Below are 24,155 nucleotides of genomic sequence, written 5' to 3' on the forward strand. Positions count from 1 at the left end.
GCGGATCAGTCCGTGCCGAACTCCATCGCGGCGTTGTCGAGCAGCTCGACGTCGTCGGTCTTGCCGCGCGAGGCAATCACCTCGGCGCCGCCCTCGGGCATCGCGCCGATCAGGCCGGTCGACGCGGCCTGGGCGGCGCCGATCAGCTTCGGGTTCGAGCCGCCGACCATGCCGAGGCTCGCGTACTGCTCCAGCTTCGCCCGCGAGTCGGCGATGTCGAGGTTGCGCATGGTCAGCTGGCCGATCCGGTCGACCGGGCCGAACGCCGAGTCCTCGGTCCGCTCCATCGACAGCTTGTCCGGGTGGTAGCTGAAGGCCGGGCCGGTCGTGTCGAGGATGGAGTAGTCCTCGCCGCGGCGCAGCCGCAGCGTCACCTCGCCGGTGACCGCGGTACCGACCCAGCGCTGCAGCGACTCGCGCAGCATCATCGCCTGCGGGTCCAGCCAGCGGCCCTCGTACATCAGGCGGCCGAGCTGCCGCCCGTGGTTGTGGTAGCTGGCGAGGGTGTCCTCGTTGTGGATGGCGTTGACGAGCCGCTCGTAGGCGGCGTGCAGCAGCGCCATGCCGGGCGCCTCGTAGATGCCGCGGCTCTTGGCCTCGATGATCCGGTTCTCGATCTGGTCGGACATGCCGAGGCCGTGCCGGCCGCCGACGGCGTTGGCCTCGAGGACCAGGTCGACGGCGGTGGCGAACTCCTTGCCGTTGATCGTCACCGGCCGGCCCTGCTCGAAGCCGATCGTGACGTCCTCGGCCGGGATCTCGACCTCGGGGTCCCAGAACGCCACACCCATGATCGGCTTGACGATCTCGATGCCGGTGTCCAGGTGCTCCAGCGACTTGGCCTCGTGCGTGGCGCCCCAGATGTTGGCGTCGGTCGAGTAGGCCTTCTCGGTGCTGTCGCGGTAGGGCAGGTCGTGCGCGAGCAGCCACTCGGACATCTCCTTGCGGCCGCCGAGCTCGGTGACGAAGTCCGCGTCGAGCCAGGGCTTGTAGATGCGCAGGGAGGGGTTGGCCAGCAGGCCGTAGCGGTAGAACCGCTCGATGTCGTTGCCCTTGTAGGTGGAGCCGTCGCCCCAGATCTGCACGTCGTCCTCGAGCATGGCGCGCACCAGCAGCGTGCCGGTGACCGCGCGGCCGAGCGGGGTGGTGTTGAAGTAGCTGCGGCCGCCGGTGCGGATGTGGAACGCGCCGCACGTCAGCGCGGCGAGCCCCTCTTCGACCAGCGCTTCCCGGCAGTCGACCAGCCGCGCGATCTCGGCGCCGTACTGGCCGGCGCGCCCGGGCACCGAATCGATGTCGGGCTCGTCGTACTGGCCGATGTCGGCGGTGTAGGTGCAGGGGACCGCGCCTTTGTCGCGCATCCACGCGACCGCTACGGAAGTGTCGAGGCCACCGGAGAAGGCGATACCGACACGCTCGCCGACGGGCAGGGAAGTGAGCACCTTGGACATGCGAATGATTATGCACGGCTATGCATCGTCGTGCAATCCGGGGTGCCTGTGGCACGGAAACCCGGTTGACGTGCGTGGTTGCGTGAGCGCATGGGCCGCATGCACGCCGACGAGCACCCGATCGACGCCGGGCTGGTCCGGCGGCTGGTGCACGGGCAGTTCCCGCACTGGACGGGCCTGCCGGTCACTCCCCTAGCCTCCGGCGGCACGGTCAACGCCGTGTACCGGCTCGGCTCCGGCCACACGGTCCGGCTTCCCCTGACCGGCGGTGGTGCCGGTGACATCACGAAGGAAGCCCGCGTCCTCACCTCGCTCGAAGGGCTGCCGGTGGCCGTCCCGGCCGTCGTCGCGCTGGGCGAGCCCGCCGAGGGCTACCCGTGGCCGTGGGCGGTGCACGGCTGGCTCGACGGCGAACCGGCGCTCGAAGGCCGGGACGCACCGGCCCGCGAACTCGCCGGCTTCGTCCTCGCGCTGCGGGCGAACCGGGCGGACGGTCCCCCGGCGTTCCGCGGGAAGCCGCTGTTTACCGTGGACACGGCCACCCGCCGGGCGATCGAGGAGCTGAGCCGTACCGACGAGCCGTTCGACGCGGCCACCGCGCTGGCGGTCTGGACCGAGGCGCTCGACGCTCCACCCTGGACCGGGCCGCCGTGCTGGGTGCATGCGGACCTGATGCCGAGCAACCTGCTGCTGCGCGACGGCCACCTGAGCGGCGTCCTCGACTGGGCGACCGCGGGCCTGGGCGACCCGGCGTGCGACCTGATCCCCGCGTGGAACCTGCTGCCCGCGGCCGCGCGCCCGGTCTTCCGCGACGTCGTCGGCGCCGACGACGCGACCTGGGCCCGCGGCCGCGGCCGGGCGTTGTCGATGGCGGTGATCCAGCTGCCGTACTACCGGCACACCAACCCGGTCATCTCGGCCAACGCCCGGTACGTGCTCAGTGAGCTGAGCTGCCGGTCGGTTCCGACAGCTTCCACAGCACCGCGTGCGCGTTCCGGCCGGGCAGGGAACACGACCCCGTGACCGCCCAGTGGTTCAGGCCGGAAGCGCGGCAGAAGGCGTTCTCGGCCGGCAGCGGCAGCGGGGTGACGGCGCCGCCGGGACCCCAGACGAAGTATCCGCCCGGGCTGGTCTCCACCAGCGCGCTGCCGGTGTCGTTCGCGGCCGTGAACCAGCTCCGGGCGCCGTCCGGGACCGGGAACACCGTGAGCCGCCCGGCCGGGTCCCACCGGGCCGGGCGGACCGTGCCGTCCCCCGCTCCCACTTCCCCGTAGATCGTCCCGTCTTCGCCGATCTTCTTCGCCTCGCTGAACTTCCAGGTGGTGTCGAGCACCGTGAGCCGGCCGGTCGAGTCCCACTTCGCGGCGTGGAGGCCGTACGTGCCGACGACCGTCCCCGCCTCGTCGAGGTCCTCCACTCCGCCGCCGCCCTCCAGCTCGACGAGGTTGCCCGCGGGGTCCCAGTAGCGCAGCCCGTCCTGCAACGAGGCGATCAGCGCGCCCGCGTCGTTGATCAGGTAGGCGTGGCCCAGGCCGAGGGAAGTGACCGTGCCCCGGGCGGTGTCCCACTTCACCGCCGTGTCCGGGCCCGGCGCCCCGTAGGCGTACCCGACGGCGATGCCGTGGCTGTTGATCGCGGCCACGCTGGACGACGCGTAGTTCGGGAAGCCGGGCACCGGCGGCAGGTCCACCGGGACGCCCGACGCGCCCCACAGCGTGGCCCGCCCGGCGAGCGGATTGGCGATCGAGTTCCCGACCGCCACCCCGCCCTCCGTGATCGCGACGGGGAGAACCGACCCGTAGCCCGGCAGCGGCGGCAGCTCGGTGATCCGACCGGCCGCGTCCCACCGCGCCCCGTGCTCGTGGTACGCCTTGTCGTACGCCGTGCCGAACACCGTCCCGTGGTTCGTCACCGCCAGCCCGTAGCTGCTCAGCCCGCCGGGCAGCGTACCCAGGTCGATCGGCCCTTGGATCTCGTCCGCGCTCGCCGGGACCGCGACGAGCACCGTCATCGCCGCCGCCAGCGCGAAAACCCCTCTGAACATCCCCTGCTCCTCCCCTGTCAGGTCGATTCGGGGTGTTCACGCGCGACGGCGGCGATCGGTTGAGTCAGCCCGGCAGGAGCGCCGGCGCCGCGAGACGGGTGGCGTTGGCGGCCGCGTCGTCCGGGGCCTCCTGCGCCGAGCGTTCCGCCTCGACCCGAGCCAGGTAGTTGGCCACTTCGCGGCCGGTCCGGTGCGAATCCCAGCCCAGCAGCGGGGCCATCAGCCCGGCGACCACCGGGGCCGCCGCCACACCGCGGTCACGCTCCTCGATCGAGATGCGCGTCCGCCGGGTCAGCACGTCCTCCAAGTGCAAGGCACCCTCGTGGGAAACCGCGTAAACGGCCTCTACGCGGAGGTACTCCGAGGTCTCCGTGATCGGCTCCCCGAGCGAAGGCTGCTCCTCGATCAGCTCGACGAGGTTCCAGATGCGCGTCCCGTACCGGCCCAGCAGGTGCTCGACCGCCGGCACCGGCAGGCCCGTCTTCGACGCCACGGAGTACCGGTCGTCCCAGAGCTCGTGGTAGCCCTCGGCGCCGGCGATCGGGAGCCGGTCGGTCCACGACGGCGGCGCCGGACGACCGAGCTCCTCGACCACGACGTCGACCGCGTCCGCGGCCATCACCCGGTACGTCGTGTACTTCCCGCCGGCCACGATGACCAGGCCCGGCACCGGGTGCGCCACCGCGTGCTCCCGCGACAGCTTCGTCGTCGCGGCCGCCTTCGCCGCCAGCAGCGGGCGAAGACCGGCGTACACACCCTCGATGTCGTCGTGCGTCACGGGGGTGCGCAGGACGGCGTTGAGGTGGTCGAGCACGTAGTCGACGTCCGCGCGGCTCGCCGCCGGGTGCTCGCGGTCGAGGTCCCACTCGGTGTCGGTGGTGCCGACGATCCAGTGCCGTCCCCACGGGATGACGAACAACACGCTCTTCTCGGTGCGCAGGATCAGCCCGGTGTCCAGGTCGATCTTCTCCCGCGGCACGACCAGGTGGATGCCCTTCGACGCGCGCACGGTGAACGGCGCGGGGATCCCGGCCGCCTCCGCCATGTCGTCGGTCCACACGCCGGTCGCGGCCACGACCGTGCGCGCGCGGACCTCGAACTCGACCCCGCTCTCGCGGTCCACGACCTTCGCCCCGACGACGCGCTCGCCGTCGCGAAGCAGCGAAGTGACGCGAGTCCGCGTCAGCACCGAAGCGCCCTGCTCCGCGGCCGTCCGCGCGATCGTCATCGTGTGGCGGGCGTCGTCGACCTGGGCGTCGTAGTACTGGATCGCCCCGATCAGGGCGTCGTCCGCGAGGGCCGGGGCCACCTTGACCGCGCCGCGCTTGGACAGGTGCCGGTGCCGCGGCAGCGCACGGGCGCCGCCGAGGGTGTCGTACAGCGTGACGCCGGCGCCGATGTAGCCGCGCTCCCACACCCGGTGCTGCAGCGGGACCAGGAACTTGACCGGCCGCACCAGGTGCGGGGCCAGCTTCTGCAGCAGCAGCCCGCGCTCCTTGAGCGCTTCGCGCACCAGCTTGAAGTCCAGCTGCTCCAGGTAGCGCAGGCCGCCGTGGATCAGCTTCGACGACCGGCTGGACGTGCCGGCGGCGAAGTCGCGGGCTTCGACCAACGCGGTCGACAGCCCGCGCGAAGCGGCGTCGAGCGCGATGCCGGCGCCGGTCACGCCCCCGCCGACGACGAGCACGTCGACCTCTTCACTCACCAGCTTCCGCAGGGTTTCCGCCCGGTACTGCGGGGAAAGCGGTGTCACGGTGCTCCTCCTCAAGTTCACTGCACGTCGACCCAGTCGAGGGTGCGGCCGACGGCCTTCTGCCAGCCCGCGTAGCCTTCGGCGCGCTGCTCCTCGCTCCACGACGGCGTCCAGCGCTTGTCCTCGTTCCAGTTCTGCTCGAGCTCGTCGGGCGAGGACCAGAACCCGACGGCCAGCCCGGCCGCGTAGGCGGCGCCGAGCGCGGTGGTCTCGGCGACGACCGGCTTCGACACCGGCACGCCGAGGATGTCCGCCTGCAGCTGCATGCACAGCTCGTTGGCGGTGACGCCGCCGTCCACGCGCAGCACGTCGAGGGTGACCCCGGAGTCGTTCTGCATCGCCTCCACGACGTCGCGGGTCTGGTAGCAGATCGCTTCCAGCGTCGCGCGGGCCAGATGGGCGTTGGTCGTGGCGCGAGTGAGGCCGACGATCGCGCCGCGGGCGTCCGAGCGCCAGTACGGCGCGAACAGGCCGGAGAACGCCGGGACGAAGTAGACGCCACCGTTGTCCTCGACCTGGCGGGCCAGGCTCTCGCTCTGGGACGCACCGCTGATGATGCCCAGCTGGTCGCGCAGCCACTGCACCGCCGAGCCGGTGACCGCGATCGAGCCTTCGAGCGCGTAGACCGGCTTGTCGTCGCCGAACTGGTAGCACAGCGTCGTCAGCAGGCCGTGCTTCGAGCGGACCAGTTCGTGGCCGGTGTTGAGCAGCAGGAAGTTGCCGGTGCCGTAGGTGTTCTTGGCTTCACCGGGCCGGAAGCAGACCTGCCCGACGGTGGCCGCCTGCTGGTCGCCGAGGACACCGGTGATGGCGACCTCGCCGCCGAGCGGGCCGTCGGCGCGGGTGGTGCCGAACAAGCCCGGGTTCGACGACGGCCGGATCGCCGGGAGCATCTGCCGCGGGACGCCGAAGAACGACAGCAGCTCGTCGTCCCAGTCGAGGGTCTCGAGGTCCATCAGCATGGTGCGGGAGGCGTTGGTCGGGTCGGTGACGTGGACGCCGCCGTCCGGGCCGCCGGTGAGGTTCCAGATGAGCCACGAGTCGGTGGTGCCGAAGATCGCGTCGCCCTTCTCGGCGTCCTCGCGCACGCCCTGGACGTTCTCGAGGATCCACTGCAGCTTGCCGCCGGAGAAGTAGGTGGCGGGCGGCAGGCCGGCCTTGCGGCGGATGACGTCGCCCTTGCCCTCGCGCTCCAGTGCGGAGGCGATCCGGTCGGTGCGGGTGTCCTGCCAGACGATCGCGTTGCCGTAGGGGCGGCCGGTGCGGCGGTTCCACACGACGGTGGTCTCGCGCTGGTTGGTGATGCCGAGGGCGGCCAGGTCCTTGACGGTCAGGCCGGCCTTGTTGAGCGCGGTCGCGATGACCGAGCGGGTGCGTTCCCAGATCTCGGTGGCGTCGTGCTCGACCCAGCCGGGCTTCGGCAGGATCTGCTCGTGTTCGAGCTGGTGGCGGGCGATCTCGTTGCCGCCGTGGTCGAAGATCATGAAGCGGGTGCTGGTCGTGCCCTGGTCCACGGCACCGACGAAGTCCGGCATGGTCGTGCTCCTACTCAGTTGGCGGGCTCGAGGTCCTTGGCGGGCATGGCGTCCAGCGGGTCCCCCGTGGGGAGGAAGCGCTCGATCAGGAACTTGTAGATCGCGCCGCCGACGAGGGCGCCGATGACCGGAGCCACGACCGGGATCCACCAGTAGGGGAAGCCGTACTGGTCCGACCACGCGGTGTCGTAACCGGTCAGCCAGGACGCGAGGCGGGGGCCGAAGTCACGGGCGGGGTTGATCGCGTAGCCGGCGTTCGTGCCCCAGGCCATGCCGATGGCGACGACGAGGAAGCCGACGACGACCGGGGCCAGGTTCGCGCCCGGCGAGGTGTTGCGGAGGTCGGTGATGGCGAAGAGGACGATCAGCAGGATCGCCGTGCCGATGATCTGGTCGCGGAAGGCGCCCCAGTCACCCACCGGGAGCGTGCCGTTACCCGGGAGGGTGGAGAACACACCCTGGGTCTTGATGGTGAGGCCGGGGTCCTTGGCGTTGAGCACCTCGGTGTAGTTCCAGCGCACGAGCAGGGCGGCGACGAAGGCCCCGGCCGTCTGCGCCAGGGCGTAGGGGGCGACCTTGCGCCACTCGAAGCCCTTGAACACCGCGAGCGCGATGGTCACGGCCGGGTTCAGGTGCGCGCCGCTGATCCGCGAAGCGACGTAGACACCGAGCGTGACACCGAGGCCCCAGGCCCAGGCGATGCTGTCGTGGTCCCCGATGCCCGCGGCGACGACCTGCGCCACCACGCCACACCCGAACAGGATGAGGATCATCGTCCCCACGAACTCGGCGGCCATCTCGCCGCCGAGCCCACGGGCCTTGAGGTTTCGCACCATTGCTTCCTCCACAAAGGACCTTGTCCCCCTATTGGTGGATGAAAGTTAAGTTCGCTGGTCGAGGGGGTCAACGGACGGCGGTCGGCATTGTCGAACGACCGAAGTGGATGTTCGACATTGTCGAATCAGGGCCGGTCAGGTTAGGGTCGCGCCGTGCCGGGTCCGATCCAGTCCATCGAGCGCGCCGCCGCGATCCTGCGGTTGCTGGCGCGCGGCTCGGGGCGGCTGGGCGTCGGCGAGATCGCCGAGTCCCTCGAACTGGCCAAGGGCACCGCGCACGGGATCCTGCGCACGCTGCAGGGCGTCGGGTTCGTCGAGCAGGACCGCGACACGGGCAAGTACCAGCTCGGTGCGGCACTGCTGCACCTGGGCACGAGCTACCTCGACGTCAACGAGCTGCGGTCCCGGGCGATCAACTGGGCGGACGCGCTGGCCGCGCGCAGCGGCGAGGCGGTCCGGATCGGGGCGCCGCTGGAGGGCCGGGTGCTGGTCGTGCACCACGTGTTCCGGCCGGACGACAGCCTGCAGACCCTCGACGTCGGCACGCTGCTGCCGCTGCACGCGACCGCGCTCGGCAAAGTGCTGCTGGCCTACGACACGACGCTGAAGGCGGACCCGGAGCCGTACACGCGCCGCACGCTGGTCACCCAGACCGCGATCAAACGAGCGTGTGCGAAGGTACGGGAGGCGGGGTGGGCGGTGGAGAACGGCGAGATGATCTCGGGCGAGGCCGGGATCGCCGCCCCGATCCGCGGCCACGGCGGCATCGTGGTGGGCGCGATCGGGGTGTCCGGGGCGGTGGAGCGCATCTGCGAGCCGGACGGCAGCCCGAGCGTCCGGCTGCTGGGCCACATCCGCGATGCGGCGCGGGCGGTCTCGCGGGACCTGGGAGCGTCCCGGTGGTGAGGCAGGTGCGCGTGACGGCCCTCGGCCCGGCCGGCCCGGCTTCGGCGTCGCGAATGACTCATTCGCGACCTCCGGCGCCCCGAATGAGTCATTCGCGATCTCCGGGCCGGCCGCCGGGGGCGGGCGGTTTCGCGGGACCTGAGAGCGTCCCGATGGTGAAGGGAGGGGCATGGTCCAGCGGTACGTGATGTCCATCGACCAGGGCACCACCTCCACCCGGTGCATCCTGTTCGACGCCCGCGGCCGGCTCGTCTCCGTGGTGCAGCGCGAACACCAGCAGCACTTCCCGCGGCCCGGCTGGGTCGAGCACGACGCCACCGAGATCTGGCGGAACGTGTCCCGGATCGTGCCGCAGGCGCTGGCCGACGCCGGGGCCACCGCCGAGCAGGTCGTCGGGCTCGGGATCGCCAACCAGCGGGAGACCACCGTCCTGTGGGACCGGCGCACCGGTAACCCGGTCGGGCGGGCGATCGTCTGGCAGGACACCCGGACCGACGCCATGCTCGAGCAGCTCGCCCGCGAACCCGGCGCCGACCGCGTGCGGCAGCTCTGCGGCCTGCCGCTGGCGACCTACTTCTCCGCGCCCCGGGTCCGCTGGCTGCTCGAACGCACGCCCGGCCTGCGCGAACGCGCCGAACGCGGGGACGTCCTCTTCGGCACCATCGAGAGCTGGCTGATCTGGAACCTCACCGGCGGTGCCGAAGGCGGCGTGCACGTCACCGACGTCACCAACGCCTCGCGCACCATGCTGATGAACCTGCGCACCCTGAGCTGGGACGACGAGCTGCTCGACTTCTTCGACGTCCCGCGCGCGATGCTGCCGGAGATCCGGTCCTCCACCGAGGTCTACGGCACCACTTCGCGCGTTGTGCCGGGCATCCGGATCGCGGCGGCGCTGGGCGACCAGCAGGCGGCGTTGTTCGGCCAGACCTGCTTCGCGCCGGGCGAGGCGAAGTGCACGTACGGCACCGGGAGCTTCCTGCTGCTCAACACCGGCCCGACGCCGGTGCTGTCGACCCACGGCATGCTCACCACGGTCGGCTTCAAGATCGGCGACGAGCCCGCGGTGTACGCCCTCGAAGGCTCGATCGCGGTCACCGGGTCGCTGGTGCAGTGGTTCCGGGACGGCCTCGAGCTGATCGGCAGCGCGCCCGAGATCGAGACGCTCGCCCGCACGGTCGAAGACAACGGCGGCTGCTACATCGTGCCCGCGTTCTCCGGGCTGTTCGCGCCCCACTGGCACAGCGAAGCGCGCGGGGTGATCGCCGGGCTGACGTCGTACATCACGAAGGGCCACCTGGCGCGGGCGGTGCTGGAGGCGACCGGCTGGCAGACCCGCGAGGTCGTCGACGCGATGAACGCCGACTCCGGGCTGGCGCTTTCGACGTTGAAGGTCGACGGCGGCATGACGGCCGACAACCTGCTGATGCAGTTCGTCGCCGACGTCCTCGACGTGCCGGTGGTGCGCCCGATGGTGGCGGAAACCGTGTCGCTCGGCGCGGCCTACGCGGCGGGGCTGTCCGTGGGGTACTGGCCGGACCTGGAGGGGCTGCGGCGCAACTGGCACCGCGCCGGCCAGTGGCTGCCGGCGATGGACCCGGCCCGCCGCGACTCCGAGTACGCTCACTGGCGCCAGGCGGTGGAGCTGACGTTCGGCTGGATGCGCCCCGCCCCGGCCGCCGCGGCGCCGGGCTCGGACCTGGTCGAGGTGCTGCTGGCCGACCACCGCCGGTTCGAGCAGCTGCTGCGCGACCTGCGCAACGCCGAAGCCGACCGCCCGGCTCTGGTGGCGGAGCTGGCGGCCCTGCTGGTCGCCCACGCGACGGCGACCGAGCGGATCGTCCGCCCGGCCTCGCCGGGCGACCCGTTCGCCGACGACCTCCTGGCCGTCCTGGAGGGCGACGACTTCGAGAAGGCGTTGCTGCGCCTGGAGAACGTCGTGGACGCCCACGTCCGCGGCGAAGAACGCGGGCTGCTCAACGAACTGCGCCGCACGACGTCCACTTCGGACCGGACGGGGCTGGGCCGGGCGTTCGTCGCGGAGCGGCGCCGCCAGCTGGATCTCGATTGCGGCGCGGCGGGCCACGTCCGCGACCTCGGCGACCGGCTGAAGCTCTAGCCGGCCCGCGCTCCGCGGGTTGTTCCGGCGTCGGCAACACGCCGGCTTTCGAGGCGATGATCGCTTCGGAACGCCAAGACGCACGTCATGATGGGGCGGTGAGCGATACCGCCTCCGGGCCACCGCCGGTCCTGCGCCCCGCCGATCGGCCGAAGCAGATCGTGACCCCGCTGTCCGGCCGGGCCGTGCTGGCCACCGCGGTGGGAACTGCGCTCGTGGTGGCCGCGGTGGTGACCGCCTTGTGGGTCGGCCTCACCACGGACGGCACCGACCCGAGCCGGGTGACGGCGCGGCTGGAGGTGCTCCGGATCGGGTTGAGCCTCGGTTTGGGGGGCGGCGGGCTGTTCGCCCTGTACCTGGCGTGGCGCCGGCAGCGGTCCACGGACCTCGCCCTGCTCCAGAAGGAGCGTGACCAGGCCGACGTCGCCCGCGCTTACGCCCTCCAAGAGCGCGTCGCCGCGGAAAACCGGGCGCACCAGGAGCGGGTCGCGCTCGCCACCGAAACCGACGCGACGGCCCGCCGGATCACGGAGCTGTTAGGCAAGGCGGTCGAGCACCTCGGGGCCGGCGAGGCCCCGGTTCGCCTGGGCGGGCTCTACGCGCTGGAACGACTGGCCCAGGACAACTCCGAGCAACGGCAGACGATCGTCAACGTCATCTGCGCCTATCTGCGGATGCCGGTCGACCCGGCGCGCGAGCCGGGCGAAGACCCGGACGCGGACCGGCAGCGGCAGCGGGAACACGAAGTCCGGCTCACTGCGCAACGGATCCTGACCGGCCACCTGCGCCCGGGACCCGAACCCGGGAATCCGGCGGCGACGTTCTGGCCCGGTCTGGAACTCGACCTGACCGGCGCGGTCCTGCTCGAAGCCGACTTCAGTGGTTGCCACCTGCACGTTCTCAAGCTGAACAGCGTCACCTTCCTCGGCGCTGCCCGCTTCGCCGGGACGACCTTCGCCGAGGACGCGGCCTTCGAACACGCCGCCTTCACCGGCGAGGCGCAGTTCGGCCACGCCACTTTCGCCGGACGCGCTCAGTTTCGCGGCATGACCTTCCCCGCGAGTGTGGACTTCGCCGGGACGAAGTTCCTGCGAGGCGCTCGATTCGAGGACGCTTCGTTCACCGCCGACGCCGGGTTCACCGGAGCGAAGTTCGCCCGCCGCGCCTGGTTCGCCAGAACCGTCTTCGCGCGCGGCGCCGAGTTCGGTTCCGCTCGCTTCGCCACCGACGCCGAGTTTCGCGGCGCGGTTTTCACCGGCAACACGAGGTTCGTCGCCACCACCTTCGCCGGCAACGCCAACTTCCACGGCGTCGCGTTCCGGCGCGACGTCAGCTTCCGCGAAGCCGTCTTCGCTCGCGACGTGAGCTTCCGAGGCGGGGTCTTCGACGGCGCCATCGGACTGCGCGACGCGACGTTCCGCAAGCACACCGAGTTCCGCGGCACGCGCTTCGCCCAGGCGCCTCGCGTCACCGCCGGCCAGTTTCCGGGTGGCGTGCCGCCGGAATTGCCCGGCCCGGCGACCGCTTGACACTCTGATCCGCTCACCCCCGGCCATCCGGGTGAAGCCGCGGTCCTCCCCTGCCACGGCACGGGATCCGGGGAGAAGACTGCGGGCACCGTTTCGCCACTGGAGGGAGCACTGGTGTCCGCAGCTGCCGATGAAGCCCTGCTGTCCCTGTCCACCCCGGCCGGGATCGCCGATCCGTACCCGGTCTACGCGAAGTTCCGCGAAGAGTCACCGGTCTTCCGCAGCGAGGTCTTCGGCGGCTGGGTGCTCAGCCGGTTCGCCGACTGCCAGCGGGTGCTCGCCGACGGGGAGGCGTTCCGGGTGCTGGACGCGCAGTGGCGCGATCGGCACCGGCCCGGCTGGCGCGACAACCCCGCGATGGCGCTGCTGACCGCGCTGCTGCCGTGGAAGAACCCACCGGAACACACGCGCGAGCGCCGTCTTCTCATGCGGGACTTCACCGTCCGGCGCGTTCAGGAGCTGGAACCCGCGGTCCGCCGGGCGGTCGACCAGGTGCTGGACGGCTTCGCCGACGCCACGGCGGACGGAACCCCGGCGGAGTTCTCCGGCACAGTCCTCTACCCGCTCGGGATGGCCGTCATCGGCGACCTGGTCGGCGTGCCCGGAGCCGACCGCGACCGGCTCCGCCGCGTCACCGGCCTGATCGGCCTGCAGGTCGACCCGGCGATGCCGCCGGAGCTGCGCGCCGAGGTCGACGCGGCCGCCGTCGAATTCCGGGCCTACTTCACCGACCTGATCGCGCGGCGGCGGGCGGAACCGGGTGCCGACCTGACGTCCGCGCTGCTGGCCCGGCCCGCCGAGGACGCCGACCTGATGGCCGAGGACGAGGTGCTCAATTCGCTGCTGGTGTTGTTCGGCGGCGGCTACGAGACCACAGCCGGCGCGCTGGGCAACGGGATCCACGCTCTGCTGACCCACCCCGACCAGTTCGCCCTGCTCGCCGGCGATCCGGGCTTGGCGGCCGGCGCGGCCGAGGAGATGCTGCGGTGGGACGGGGCCGCTCAGCTGAGCCAGCGCGCGGCCGTCCGGCCGGTGGTGCTCGGCAACCAGGAGATTCCGGCGGACGACATGGTCGTGGTCCTCGTCGGAGCGGCGAACCGGGACCCCGCGCGGTTCGCGGACCCGGACCGCTTCGACATCACCCGCGACGACGGCCGCGGCCTGTTCTTCGGGCACGGCCTGCACCTGTGCCTCGGCGCGGCACTGGCGCGGCTCGAGATGACCGTGCTGCTGGAACAGCTGGGAAAGCGGTTCCCGTCGCTGCGGATCGAGGGCGAGGTGGAGCGCCGCCCGAACCCCGCACTGCGCGGGATGACGGCTCTGCCGCTCACCCGGTAGCCGGTGGCGTCCGGAGAGCACCCGGCGGTGTCACCCCGCTCGAAGGCAGCGGCTGCTCTCCCGCACCACCAATTCGGCCTCGACCGCTCCCGCCGCCGGGGCCGCCACGCCGTCGATCCGGGCCGCGAGGACCGCCAGGGTGTGGCGGCCCGCCGCCAGGTGGTCCTGGCGGACCGTGGTCAGCGGAGGCGCGAAGTACGCGGCCTCCGGGACGTCGTCGAAGCCGACGACGTGCGCGTCGCGCGGGACGCGCATTCCCGCCTCCGTGAACGCCGCCAGCAGGCCGAGGGCCATGTGGTCGTTCGCCGAAAACACCGCGCCGACGCCGGGTTCGACCGCCAGGGACTGGCCGGCGCGGAAGCCGGAGCGGGCGGACCAGTCGCCGCGGACCACCGGGGGGACCTCCGCTCCGTGACGTTCCAGGGTTTCGCGCCAGCCGCGCTCGCGGGCCCGTGCCACCGGTCCTTCTTCCGGGCCGCCGAGGTGCCAGACCGTCGGGTGGCCGAGCTCCAGGAGGTGCTCGGTCGCCCGGCGCGCGCCGGCGTACTGGTCGGTGGACGCCGCCGGGACGAGGGGGATCCCGGCGGCCGGCGCCAGCTCGGCCAGGAGGTACCCGTCGAGCACGACGATCCCGGCGACGCCCTGCAGCTGCAGGCCGGCCACCGCGGCCGGCACCCCCGCGCCGCCGGTCCCCGGCACGCTGAAGACGCTCAGCGAGTACTCCTGCTCGCGGGCGGCCGCGCGGAGGCCGTGCAGGACCGGTCCCGACGCGGACGAGCCGGTCGCGATCACGCCGAGCGTGCCCTGCCGCCGGGTGGCCCGCGCGCGGAGAGGGCCGTCGGGACCTGCGTCGTCCACGGACATGGGTCGATGTTAGCGATCACACCGTGGGACGTGAACTTTGTTCACCTTCCATAAATAACGAACCGGTAACGGCGGAACCGCCGCTTGAACCGGTCCCCGTTCGCGGCCGTTCCCCCCAATGCCGGAACCAGTGACACCGGGCGGGTTCCCCCGATACCCGCGCCCCGGTGCCGCTCCCCGGGTTCCGCGCATCTGAAGCCCGGACACGCAGCTGTCTTCGGCGTGCCCGGAAAACCGAACGAGGTGAACATGGCCCGGAATACTTCCCGCACCCCCGCCACGGGCAGACATCGCATCACCCGCCGCACGAAGATCGCGACCGGTGGCTTGGCGCTCGCGCTGGCCGTCGGCGGCATCGTCGTCGCGACCACCGCCGGCCGCACCGGCGAGGCCAGCGCGGACGAGGCCGACCCGTCGTTCTTCATCGACATCGCGAAGGTCCCCTCCGGCATCAACGTGAACAAGGCGCTGCAGCAGAAGGGCGCCCGCGGCACGTTCTCGGTGGACTGCGGCCGCAACGAAAACCAGCACTTCAACCCGGACAACTTCATCGCCCAGCCGGGGATCAAGAACGGTGCCCAGCACCTGCACGACTACGTCGGCAACCTCTCCACCAACGCCGACTCGAACAACAAGAGCCTCGCGAAGGCCGGCACCACCTGCAAGAACGGCGACAAGTCCGCCTACTTCTGGCCCGTCGTCCGCATCGACACCGGTGACGCCGAGAAGAACCCGCCCGCCACGCAGCCCGACCGGGCCGGCAGCGCCAAGGACAAGGCGAGCGCCCAGGTCGACTGCCCCGACGTCGCCAGCAAGCTGCCCGACGTCCCGGACCAGGCCATGGCCGAGGTCGACCGCAACCTCGACCTGCTCGACAAGCAGATCGACGAAGCCAACAAGCGGATCGCGAACGGCGACCTGAAGACGCCGCAGGACATCCAGAACGCCGTCGTCGGCCCGCTCAAGGACAAGCGGGCCTCGACCATCGACCGGATCGCCATCGCGATCGGCCGCCGGGCCGCGAAGCCGGCGAACCTCGGTGGCCTCGCTCAGTGCGCGCTCAAGCAGAACGGCCAGGGCGGCCTCGACAACGGCGGCCAGAACAGCGGTGGCCAGGCGGGCGAACTGCCGGGCGTCAACGACAAGAACGAGGTCGGCGACAACGACGGCGAGATCCAGCGCGTCCAGTCGGCGACGATCACGTTCACCAGCGGCGGCGCTAGCAAGGTCGTCGCGATGCCGCAGTTCCTCCGCATCCTCTACGGCGACGCCAAGCAGAGCACCAACGGCCCGGCCAACGCCCGGCCCAGCTGGACCTGCACCGGCTTCGAGGACCGGCTCACCGACCACTACCCGATCTGCCCGCAGAACAGCAAGGTGGAGCGCATCCATGCCTTCCCGAACTGCTGGGACGGCAAGAACATCGACAGCGCGAACCACCGCACGCACATCGTGTTCGCCGACCAGCAGGGCAAGTGCCCGCAGGGCTTCAAGAACGTCCCGCAGCTGGTGATCAAGCTCGTCTACAACATCCCGCGGGACATCCAGGTCAAGGGCCAGTACAAGGTGGACGCCTTCGAGCAGGAGAGCCACAACCCCCGCTCGGACCACGACGACTTCGCCAACGTCATGGGCCAGCGCCTGATGAACCAGGTCGTCAACTGCATCAACACCGGCAAGCGCTGCAAGCAGTGACCGCGGGGTGGCCGCGCCGGAAAGCCCCCGGCGCGGCCACCTCGTGATGCCCCTCCAATCACGGGTGATGCCCCTCCAATCACGCGTGATGCCCGCTCGATCACGTGTGATGCCCTTCCGCGCACGAGCGAAGCCGCCGCCGGCGTGATCGAGCACGTGACTCGCGTGATCGGACGCGGATCTCGCGTGATTGGGCGCGGATCTCGTGTGATCGGAAGGGCATCTCGTGTGATCGGAAGGGCATCTCGCGTGATTGGAGGGGCATCTCGCGTGGTGGGCGGGTGACACGGGGTATCGCAGACAGACGAAAGGGGCTTTCCGCGGTGACCGCGGAAAGCCCCTTTTGCGTACCGGGTCAGGAAGCCGCGCGGCGTTTCGTCCAGATGTCGTAGGCCACCGCGGCCAGCAGGACCACGCCCTTGACCAGCATCACCCGCTCGCTCGGTGCGCCGATCAGGGACATGCCGTTGTTGATCACCGCCATGATCAGGCCACCGGTGATCGCGCCGACGACCTTGCCGACGCCGCCCTGGACCGCCGCGCCGCCGATGAACGCCGCCGCGATCGCGTCGAGTTCGAAGTTGACACCCGCGGTCGGGCCCGCCTGGTTGAGCCGGCCGGCGAAGATGATGCCCGCCAGCGCGGCCAGCACGCCCATGTTGACGAAGATCCAGAACGTCACCGACTTGACCTTGACCCCGGAGAGGGTCGCGGCCTGCAGGTTGCCGCCCACGGCGTAGATGTGCCGGCCGAACACCGACTTGCCGGCGACCAGCGAGTAGCCGAGCACCAGGACCGCGAGCAGGATGAGCACCCACGGCAGGTTCTTGAACCGGGCCAGCTGCACGACCAGCGCGAGCACCAGCACCGCGATCCCGGCGAGCTTCAGCACGAAGACGCCGAACGGGTCGACGTCCTGGCCGTAGCCCATGCGCCCGGCCCGCTTGCGCCACTGCGTGAACACGATCCCGGCCACCGCGGCGACGCCGGCGAGCAGCGACACCAGGTCGGCGCCACCGAGCGGGCCGAGGCCGATGTTGCCCAGGTAGCCGTCGGTGAAGCCGTTGGACAGCGTGCGGATCGCGTCCGGGAACGGCCCGATGCCCTGGTTGCCCAGGACGGTCAGGGTCAGCGCCCGGAACGCCAGCATGCCGGCCAGCGTCACGATGAACGCCGGGATGCCGAAGTAGGCGACCCAGTAGCCCTGCCACGCGCCGATCGCCGCGCCGACGACGAGGGTGATCAGCACCGCCCAGAACCACGGGACGTGCGAGTTCACCATCAGCACCGCGGACACCGCGCCGGTCATCGCGACGACCGACCCGGCGGACAGGTCGATGTGCCCGGAGATGATCACCAGGATCATCCCGATCGCGAGGATCAGCACGTAGCTGTTCTGCACGATGATGTTGGAGATGTTCTGCGGTTCCAGCAGCGCGCCACCGGTGAGCACCTCGAACAGCACCACGATCAGCGCGAACGCGACGTAGATGCCGCTCTGGCGCGGGTTGATCGAGATCCTCCGCTTGGAGCGCTCAACCGGGGGCACGGCGGGCCGCGCTTCGGTCGTGGTCATTCCCGTTCCTTAGTCATGTACTGCATCAGCAGTTCCTGAGTGGCTTCTTCGCGCTTGGCCTCGCCGGTGATCCGCCCCGCCGACAGCGCGTAGATCCGGTCGCAGAGCCCGAGCAGCTCCGGCAGCTCGGAGGAGATGACCAGGACGGCCTTCCCCTGGGCGGCCAGCTCGTTGATGATCGTGTAGATCTCGAACTTCGCGCCCACGTCGATGCCGCGGGTCGGTTCGTCCAGGATCAGCACGTCCGGATCGGTGAAGATCCACTTGGCCAGCACGACCTTCTGCTGGTTGCCGCCGGAGAGCTTCCCGGTCACGCTCTGCACGCTGGGCGCCTTGATCCGCAGGTCGCGGCGATACCGGTTGGCGGTGTCGTGCTCGGCGTGCTCGTTGACCCAGCCGCGCTTGGCCAGCTTGCCCAGCCCGGCCGCGGACACGTTGCGCTGGATGTCCTCGATCAGGTTGAGCCCGTAGCGCTTCCGGTCCTCGGTGGCGTAGGCGATGCCGTGGCGGACGGCCTCCTGCACCGACCGGACCTCGATCTCCTTGCCGTGCTTGAGGATCCGGCCGGAGATGTCCTTGCCGTAGGACCGGCCGAACACGCTCATCGCGAGTTCGGTGCGGCCCGCGCCCATCAGCCCGGCCAAGCCGACGATCTCCCCGCGCCGCAGCGAAAGCGACGCGTGGTCGACGACGACCCGACCGGCCTGAGTGGGGCTGTGCACGGTCCAGTCCTCGATCCGCAGCACCTCTTCGCCGATCTCCGGCTCCCGCGGCGGGAACCGGTGCTCGAGGTCGCGCCCGACCATCCCGGTGATGATGCGCTCTTCCGTCAGCTCCGCCGCGTCGAGCGTTTCGATCGTCCGGCCGTCACGCAGGATGGTGACGGTGTCGGCGATCTCCGTCACCTCACCGAGCTTGTGCGAGATGATCACGCACGTGACGCCCTCGTCCCGCAGCCCGCGCAGCAGCTCGAGCAGGTGGGCCGAGTCGTCGTCGTTTAGCGCCGCGGTGGGCTCGTCGAGGATCAGCAGCTCGACCTCTTTGGACAGTGCCTTGGCGATCTCGACGAGCTGCTGCTTGCCGACACCGAGTTCCTGCACCGCCCGCGTGGGGTTTTCGGCGAGGCCGACGCGCTTGAGCAGCGCGTCGGCCTCGTGGTTGGTGCGGTTCCAGTCGATCCAGCCCCGCTTCTGCTGTTCGTTGCCGAGGAAGATGTTCTCCGCGATCGACAACTGGCCGCACAGCGCGAGTTCCTGGTGGATGATCACGATCCCGCGCCGTTCGCTGTCGCGCACCGACCCGAACTCGCACCGCTGCCCGTCGAAGGTGATCTCGCCGTCGTAGCTCCCGTGGGGGTAGACGCCCGAGAGCACCTTCATCAGGGTGGACTTCCCGGCGCCGTTCTCCCCGCAGATCGCGTGGATTTCCCCGCGGCGCACGGAAAGGTTGACGTCCGACAGCGCCTTGACCCCGGGGAAGGTCTTGGTGATCCCGCGCATGCCGAGCAGTTCGGTCATTTCAGCTGACCTGCCGTGTAGTAGCCGGAGTCGACGAGTTCCTTCTGGTAGTTGGCCTTGTCCACGGTGACCGGCTGCAGCAGGTAGGACGGGACGACCTTCTTGCCGTTGTCGTAGTCCTTCGTGTTGTTGACCTCGGGCTTGCCGCCCTTGAGCACCGCGTCGGCCATCTTGACGGTGGTGTCGGCGAGCTTGCGGGTGTCCTTGAAGATCGTCGAGTACTGCTCACCGGCGATGATGGACTTGACCGAGGCGACCTCGGCGTCCTGCCCGGTGACGATCGGGTACGCCTGGCCGCCGGTGCCGTAGCCGTTGCTCTTCAGCGCCGACAGGATGCCGATCGACAGGCCGTCGTACGGCGAGAGCACACCCTGGACCTTCGCGCCACCGGTGTAGGTCTTGGTGAGCAGGTCCTCCATGCGCCGCTGCGCGGTGGCCGGGTCCCAGCGGAGGATGGCCGCGCGGGCGAAGTCGGTCTGGCCGCTCTTGACGACCAGCTTGCCGCTGTCCATCAGGGGCTTGAGGACGGACATCGCGCCGTTGAAGAAGAAGGTGGCGTTGTTGTCGTCCGGGGAGCCGGCGAACAGCTCGATGTTGAACGGGCCCGCGCCGTCACCCAGGCCCTTGACCAGCGAGTTCGCCTGCTCGACGCCGACCTTGAAGTTGTCGAAGGTGGCGTAGTAGTCGACGTTCGGTGAATTGCGGATCAGCCGGTCGTAGGCGATGACCGGGATCTTCTTGTCGGCCGCCTCCTGCAGCTGGGTGGTGATGGCGGTGCCGTCGATCGAAGCGATGACCAGGAGCTTGGCGCCCTTGGTGATCTGGTTTTCGATCTGGTTCACCTGGGTGGGGATGTCGTTCTCGGCGTACTGCAGGTCGACCTTGTACCCGAGCTTCTCCAGCGCCGACTTGATGTTGTCGCCGTCGTGGATCCAGCGCTCCGAGGACTTGGTCGGCATGGTGACGCCGACCAGGCTGCCCTCCGCGCTCGCGCCGGGCGCAGCCGTCTGGTCCGCGGTCTTCTGGCTCGAACCGCACGCCGACAGCGTGAGCGCGAGACCCGCCGCGGCGACCGCCGCGATTGTTCTGCTGAACTTCATTGTTCCTTCTTCCTTTCTCGACGACCCGGAGCTTTCACGTGAAAGCTCGGGTCAGAAACCCTGGGCGAGGCGGTGGTAGGCCTGGTTCCAGCGGATGCGGTCGGCGAAGTCGTGCGGAGTCGTGCCCTGGTCGATGACCAGCAGTTCTACTCCGAGCAGATTCGCGAAGTCGCGCAGGGTCTCGGTGCCCACGGCCTGGGTGAGCACGGTGTGGTGCGGACCGCCCGCGGTGATCCACGACTCCGCGGACGTCGCCAGGGACGGCGCCGGCTCCCAGACCGCGCGTGCGACGGGCAGGTTCGGCAGCGGCTCGTCCGGCGCGACGACGTCGATCTCGTTGGCCACCAGCCGGAACCGGTCGCCGAGGTCGACCAGGCCGAGCACGACGCCGGGCCCGGGTGCGGCGTCGAACACCAGCCGGACCGGGTCCTCGCGGCCGCCGATGCCCAGCGCGTGGATCTCGCAGGACGGCTTGGCGGCGGCGATGCTCGGGCAGACCTCGAGCATGTGCGCGCCGAGGATCTTCGGCTTGCCGGGTCCGAAGTGGTAGGTGTAGTCCTCCATGAACGAGGTGCCGGCGGTCTTGCCGACGCCCATCGCCTTGACCGCGGCGAGCAGCGCCGAGGTCTTCCAGTCGCCCTCGCCGCCGAAGCCGTAGCCGTCGGCCATCAGCCGCTGCACCGCCAGGCCGGGCAGCTGCCGCAGCCCGCCGAGGTCCTCGAAGTTCGTGGTGAACGCGCCGAACCCGCCGTCGGTGAGGAACTTCCGCATCCCGGCTTCGATCCGGGCCGCGTAGCGCAGCGATTCGTGCCGCGCTCCCCCGGCCGCCAGGTCCGGGACCACGTCGTAGTCCGCGGCGTAGGCGGCCACCAGCTCGTCCACCGTGTCCTTTTCGGACACGGCGTCCACCAGCTCGACCAGGTCGTTGACGCCGTAGGTGTTGACCGAGACGCCGAACCGCAGCTCGGCCTCGACCTTGTCGCCTTCGGTGACGGCGACGTCGCGCATGTTGTCGCCGAACCGGGCCAGCCGCAGGTTGCGCAGGTGGTCGGCGCCGATCGCCGCGCGCGCCCACGCGTCGATCCGCGCGACGACCGCCGGGTCGGACACGTGGCCGGCCACGGTCTTGCGCGGCACGCCGAGACGGGTCTGGATGAACCCGAATTCCCGGTCGCCGTGCGCGGCCTGGTTGAGGTTCATGAAGTCCATGTCGATCGTGGACCACGGGAGCGCCTCGTTGAGCTGCGTGTGCAGGTGCAGCAGCGGCTTGCGCAGGGCGTCGAGGCCGGTGATCCACATCTTCGCGGGCGAGAAGGTGTGCATCCACGCGATCACGCCGACGCACGAGGCATCGGCGTTGGCCTCCTGCAGGACGCGGCGGATCGACGAGGCCTCGGTCAGCACCGGCTTGCCGACGATCTCGGCCGGGAGGCTGCCGGACGCGGCCAGCAGCTGCTGGATCCGCAGGGACTGGCCGGCGACCTGCTCGAGGGTCTCCTCGCCGTAGAGGGACTGGCTGCCGGTGAGGAACCAGAGCTGGGGTTTCGACGCGCGGGTCATCGTTCTCCTCGAACGTTTCAGTGCTGGCCGTAGACGTTCTGGTACCGGGCGTAGAGCCGGTCGACGTCCTCGGGCGGGAGGGGTTCGGGCGTGCCGAGCTCGAAGGCCTTGTGGACGGTGCGGGCGACGTCCTCGACCATCACCGCGGCCTTGACCGCGTCACGCGCGGTGCGGCCGACGGTGAAGGGGCCGTGGTTGCGCATCAGCACCGCGGGCGAGCGGCTCGAGCGAAGCGTTTCGACGATGCCGCGGCCGATGGAGTCGTCGCCGATCAGGGCGAACGGCCCGATCGGGATCTCCCCGCCGAACTCGTCGGCGATCATCGTCAGCACGCACGGGATGGGCTCGCCGCGGGCCGCCCACGCCGTGGCGTAGGTCGAATGGGTGTGCACGACACCGCCGATCTCCGGCATGTGCCGGTAGACGTAGGCGTGCGCGGCCGTGTCGGACGACGGCGCGAGGTCGCCCTCGACGAGCTCGCCGTGCAGGTCGGTGACGACCATGGTGTCCGCGGACAGGTTGTCGTAGGAGACGCCCGAGGGCTTGATGACCAGCAGGTCCCGGCCCGGGACCCGCGCCGAGACGTTGCCCGCGGTCCAGATGACCAGCTCGTTGCGGGTCAGTTCGCCGTGCAGCTTCGCCACCGTCTCGCGCAGTTGCGCGACGGTGTCGAGCACTTCACCGGTCAGCGACATCAGGACTGTCCTTTCGCGACGGCGCGCTTGCGGGCGGCCAGCCGGTGCATGACATCGTTGCCGCCGCGGCCGAAGTAGTCGTGCAGCTCGGTGTATTCGGCGTACAGCTCGTCGTAGGCGACGACGTGGGCGGGCACCGGCCGGTACACCGCGCGCTCGACCGAGCCCATCGCGGCGGCGGCGACGCGGACGTCCGGATAGGCCCCGGCGGCGACGGCCGCGTGGATGGCCGACCCGAGCGCGGGTCCCTGCGCCGAACCGATCACCGACAGCGGGAGGTTGGTGACGTCGGCGTAGATCTGCATGAGCAGCGCGTTCTTCACCAGCCCGCCCGCGATGATGAGCTCGGTGACCGGGACGCCGGCGGCGTTGAACGTCTCGACGATCTTCCGGGTGCCGAAGGCGGTGGCCTCCAGCAACGCGCGGTAGACGTCCTCGGCGCGGGTGGCGAGCGTCTGGCCGACGAGCACGCCGGACAGCTCGTGGTCGACCAGCACCGACCGGTTGCCGCTGTGCCAGTCCAGCGCGATCAGGCCGTGTTCGCCGATCTCCTGCTGGGCAGCGAGGCGGGTGAGGTGCTCGTGCCCCTCGTAGGCCGCCGGCACGCTGTGCTCGACGAACCAGCCGAAGATGTCGCCGACGCCGCTCTGGCCGGCCTCGTACCCCCACAGCCCGGGGACGATCCCGCCTTCGACGACGCCGCACATGCCGGGGACCTCGCGCAGTTCGGCGCCGTTCATCACGTGGCAGGTCGAGGTGCCCATGATCGCCACCATCTGCCCGGGCTCGACGGCCTGGGCGGCGGGGGCGGTGACGTGCGCGTCGACGTTGCCGACGGCGACCGCGATGCCCTCGGGCAGCCCGGTCCAGGCCGCGGCCTCGGCGGTCAGCGAACCCGCGCGCGAGCCCAGCTGGCCCAGCGGGTGTTCGAGCTTGTCGGCCACGAAGGTCTCGAAGCCGGGGGCGAGCTCGCGGAGGAAGTCGCGGCTCGGGTACTGGCCGTCCTGCAGGATGCCCTTGTAGCCGGCGGTGCAGGCGTTGCGGACGTAGGACCCGGTGAGCTGCCAGACGATCCAGTCGGCCGCCTCCACCCAGTGCCGCATCGCGGCGTAGACCTCGGGCGCCTCTTCGAAGACCTCGAGGGCCTTCGCGAACTCCCACTCCGACGAGATCAGCCCGCCGTAGCGCGGGAGCCACTTCTCGCCGCGGGTGCGGGCCAGCTCGTTGATCCGCACGGCCTGCGGCTGGGCCGAGTGGTGCTTCCAGAGCTTCACGTACGCGTGCGGCTCGGCCTCGAACTCGGGCAGCTCGCACAGCGGCGTCCCGTCCGCGGTCGTCGGCACCATCGTGCACGCGGTGAAGTCGGTGGCGATGCCGATGACGTCGCCCGCGTCCACGCCGGCGTCCCGCAGCGCCGCCGGTACGGCGTTGCGGAGCACTCCGACGTAGTCCGCGGGCACCTGCAGCGCCCATTCCGGCGGCAGTGCGCGGCCCGTGGCGGGCAGCGTCTCGTCGAGCACCCCGTGCGGGTACTCGAAGACGGCGGAGCCCAGTTCGGCCCCGTCCGCCACGCGCACGACCACCGCGCGGCCCGACAGCGTGCCGAAGTCGACGCCGACGGTGAGTGGTTCTCCCAC

General features: G+C 70.7%; 18 protein-coding genes. 6 read left to right on the top strand and 12 right to left on the bottom strand.

Going from position 1 to position 24,155, the window contains the following annotated elements; genetic code table 11:
- Window positions 1-5 precede the first annotated feature (5 nt).
- Entirely contained in the window at window positions 6-1,451 is a 1,446-nt protein-coding gene (argG, locus tag Q5425_RS13630) for an argininosuccinate synthase (protein WP_308672564.1), read from the bottom strand.
- A 90-nt stretch (window positions 1,452-1,541) separates the two neighbouring features.
- Here argG and Q5425_RS13635 point away from each other — a divergent pair, with 90 nt between their 5' ends.
- Complete coding sequence (locus tag Q5425_RS13635) at window positions 1,542-2,474, top strand: aminoglycoside phosphotransferase family protein (protein ID WP_308672565.1); 933 nt, start codon at window positions 1,542-1,544, stop codon at window positions 2,472-2,474.
- Here Q5425_RS13635 and Q5425_RS13640 read toward each other — a convergent pair.
- The 4 genes from Q5425_RS13640 to Q5425_RS13655 form a co-directional block, all read right to left on the bottom strand.
- The gene (locus tag Q5425_RS13640) at window positions 2,389-3,495 is read right to left on the bottom strand and encodes a hypothetical protein (RefSeq protein ID WP_308672566.1); all 1,107 of its coding nucleotides are present in this window, start codon (window positions 3,493-3,495) and stop codon (window positions 2,389-2,391) included. The two genes, Q5425_RS13635 and Q5425_RS13640, sit on opposite strands and share 86 nt — an antisense overlap.
- A gap of 64 nt (window positions 3,496-3,559) precedes the next feature.
- Entirely contained in the window at window positions 3,560-5,248 is a 1,689-nt protein-coding gene (glpD, locus tag Q5425_RS13645) for a glycerol-3-phosphate dehydrogenase (protein ID WP_308672567.1), read from the bottom strand.
- 17 nt (window positions 5,249-5,265) lie between these two features.
- A complete protein-coding gene (glpK, locus tag Q5425_RS13650) occupies window positions 5,266-6,783 on the bottom strand; it encodes a glycerol kinase GlpK (RefSeq protein ID WP_308672568.1) in 1,518 nt (505 codons plus the stop codon).
- 14 nt (window positions 6,784-6,797) lie between these two features.
- Entirely contained in the window at window positions 6,798-7,619 is an 822-nt protein-coding gene (locus Q5425_RS13655; RefSeq protein WP_308672569.1) for an MIP/aquaporin family protein, read from the bottom strand.
- Window positions 7,620-7,772: 153 nt separating this feature from the next.
- Here Q5425_RS13655 and Q5425_RS13660 point away from each other — a divergent pair, with 153 nt between their 5' ends.
- From Q5425_RS13660 to Q5425_RS13675, 4 genes are all read left to right on the top strand, one after another.
- A complete protein-coding gene (locus tag Q5425_RS13660) occupies window positions 7,773-8,525 on the top strand; it encodes an IclR family transcriptional regulator (RefSeq protein WP_308672570.1) in 753 nt (250 codons plus the stop codon).
- A gap of 169 nt (window positions 8,526-8,694) precedes the next feature.
- Window positions 8,695-10,644, top strand: coding sequence for a glycerol kinase GlpK (gene glpK / locus Q5425_RS13665; RefSeq protein WP_308672571.1), 1,950 nt, complete (start codon window positions 8,695-8,697; stop codon window positions 10,642-10,644).
- Window positions 10,645-10,742: 98 nt separating this feature from the next.
- Window positions 10,743-12,173 (top strand): pentapeptide repeat-containing protein, encoded by a 1,431-nt coding sequence (locus tag Q5425_RS13670; RefSeq protein WP_308672572.1) that lies wholly within the window; start codon window positions 10,743-10,745, stop codon window positions 12,171-12,173.
- A gap of 114 nt (window positions 12,174-12,287) precedes the next feature.
- On the top strand, window positions 12,288-13,511 hold the full coding sequence (locus tag Q5425_RS13675) for a cytochrome P450 (protein ID WP_308672573.1): 1,224 nt from the start codon (window positions 12,288-12,290) through the stop codon (window positions 13,509-13,511).
- Window positions 13,512-13,541: 30 nt separating this feature from the next.
- On the opposite strand, the gene Q5425_RS13680 is transcribed toward Q5425_RS13675, so the two are convergent.
- Window positions 13,542-14,375: a substrate-binding domain-containing protein gene (locus tag Q5425_RS13680; protein WP_308672574.1), complete on the bottom strand. Its 834-nt coding sequence runs from the start codon at window positions 14,373-14,375 to the stop codon at window positions 13,542-13,544.
- 249 nt (window positions 14,376-14,624) lie between these two features.
- On the opposite strand from Q5425_RS13680, the gene Q5425_RS13685 reads away from it, so the two are divergent.
- On the top strand, window positions 14,625-16,070 hold the full coding sequence (locus Q5425_RS13685) for a DUF1996 domain-containing protein (RefSeq protein ID WP_308672575.1): 1,446 nt from the start codon (window positions 14,625-14,627) through the stop codon (window positions 16,068-16,070).
- 355 nt (window positions 16,071-16,425) lie between these two features.
- Here the strand turns inward: Q5425_RS13685 and mmsB are convergent, their stop codons facing one another.
- From mmsB to araB, 6 genes are read right to left on the bottom strand one after another with little or no spacing between them, the layout of a single operon-like run.
- Complete coding sequence (mmsB, locus tag Q5425_RS13690; RefSeq protein ID WP_308672576.1) at window positions 16,426-17,646, bottom strand: multiple monosaccharide ABC transporter permease; 1,221 nt, start codon at window positions 17,644-17,646, stop codon at window positions 16,426-16,428.
- The gene (gene mmsA, locus Q5425_RS13695; RefSeq protein WP_308672577.1) at window positions 17,643-19,163 is read right to left on the bottom strand and encodes a multiple monosaccharide ABC transporter ATP-binding protein; all 1,521 of its coding nucleotides are present in this window, start codon (window positions 19,161-19,163) and stop codon (window positions 17,643-17,645) included. Before mmsA ends, mmsB begins: the two co-directional genes overlap by 4 nt.
- Complete coding sequence (gene chvE, locus Q5425_RS13700; protein WP_308672578.1) at window positions 19,160-20,263, bottom strand: multiple monosaccharide ABC transporter substrate-binding protein; 1,104 nt, start codon at window positions 20,261-20,263, stop codon at window positions 19,160-19,162. The genes mmsA and chvE overlap by 4 nt, the downstream gene beginning before the upstream one ends.
- Before the next feature lie 51 nt (window positions 20,264-20,314).
- Entirely contained in the window at window positions 20,315-21,823 is a 1,509-nt protein-coding gene (araA, locus tag Q5425_RS13705; RefSeq protein WP_308672579.1) for an L-arabinose isomerase, read from the bottom strand.
- A 17-nt stretch (window positions 21,824-21,840) separates the two neighbouring features.
- On the bottom strand, window positions 21,841-22,518 hold the full coding sequence (locus tag Q5425_RS13710; RefSeq protein ID WP_308672580.1) for an L-ribulose-5-phosphate 4-epimerase: 678 nt from the start codon (window positions 22,516-22,518) through the stop codon (window positions 21,841-21,843).
- Window positions 22,518-24,155 carry a ribulokinase gene (gene araB / locus Q5425_RS13715; RefSeq protein WP_308672581.1) on the bottom strand — a complete coding sequence of 546 codons (1,638 nt, stop codon included), beginning with the start codon at window positions 24,153-24,155 and terminating at the stop codon, window positions 22,518-22,520. The genes Q5425_RS13710 and araB overlap by 1 nt, the downstream gene beginning before the upstream one ends.

It is taken from the genome of Amycolatopsis sp. A133 (assembly GCF_031082405.1).
In the GTDB taxonomy this organism is placed as follows: domain Bacteria; phylum Actinomycetota; class Actinomycetes; order Mycobacteriales; family Pseudonocardiaceae; genus Amycolatopsis.

What these genes read in the sequence shown, in the direction of transcription:
- argG (WP_308672564.1), bottom strand. Translation starts at nt 1,451, where the DNA reads ATGTCCAAGGTGCTCACTTCCCTGCCCGTCGGCGAGCGTGTCGGTATC.
- Q5425_RS13635 (WP_308672565.1), top strand. Translation starts at nt 1,542, where the DNA reads ATGGGCCGCATGCACGCCGACGAGCACCCGATCGACGCCGGGCTGGTC.
- Q5425_RS13640 (WP_308672566.1), bottom strand. Translation starts at nt 3,495, where the DNA reads ATGTTCAGAGGGGTTTTCGCGCTGGCGGCGGCGATGACGGTGCTCGTC.
- glpK (WP_308672568.1), bottom strand. Translation starts at nt 6,783, where the DNA reads ATGCCGGACTTCGTCGGTGCCGTGGACCAGGGCACGACCAGCACCCGC.
- Q5425_RS13655 (WP_308672569.1), bottom strand. Translation starts at nt 7,619, where the DNA reads ATGGTGCGAAACCTCAAGGCCCGTGGGCTCGGCGGCGAGATGGCCGCC.
- glpK (WP_308672571.1), top strand. Translation starts at nt 8,695, where the DNA reads ATGGTCCAGCGGTACGTGATGTCCATCGACCAGGGCACCACCTCCACC.
- Q5425_RS13680 (WP_308672574.1), bottom strand. Translation starts at nt 14,375, where the DNA reads ATGTCCGTGGACGACGCAGGTCCCGACGGCCCTCTCCGCGCGCGGGCC.
- Q5425_RS13685 (WP_308672575.1), top strand. Translation starts at nt 14,625, where the DNA reads ATGGCCCGGAATACTTCCCGCACCCCCGCCACGGGCAGACATCGCATC.
- mmsB (WP_308672576.1), bottom strand. Translation starts at nt 17,646, where the DNA reads ATGACCACGACCGAAGCGCGGCCCGCCGTGCCCCCGGTTGAGCGCTCC.
- mmsA (WP_308672577.1), bottom strand. Translation starts at nt 19,163, where the DNA reads ATGACCGAACTGCTCGGCATGCGCGGGATCACCAAGACCTTCCCCGGG.
- chvE (WP_308672578.1), bottom strand. Translation starts at nt 20,263, where the DNA reads ATGAAGTTCAGCAGAACAATCGCGGCGGTCGCCGCGGCGGGTCTCGCG.
- araA (WP_308672579.1), bottom strand. Translation starts at nt 21,823, where the DNA reads ATGACCCGCGCGTCGAAACCCCAGCTCTGGTTCCTCACCGGCAGCCAG.
- Q5425_RS13710 (WP_308672580.1), bottom strand. Translation starts at nt 22,518, where the DNA reads ATGTCGCTGACCGGTGAAGTGCTCGACACCGTCGCGCAACTGCGCGAG.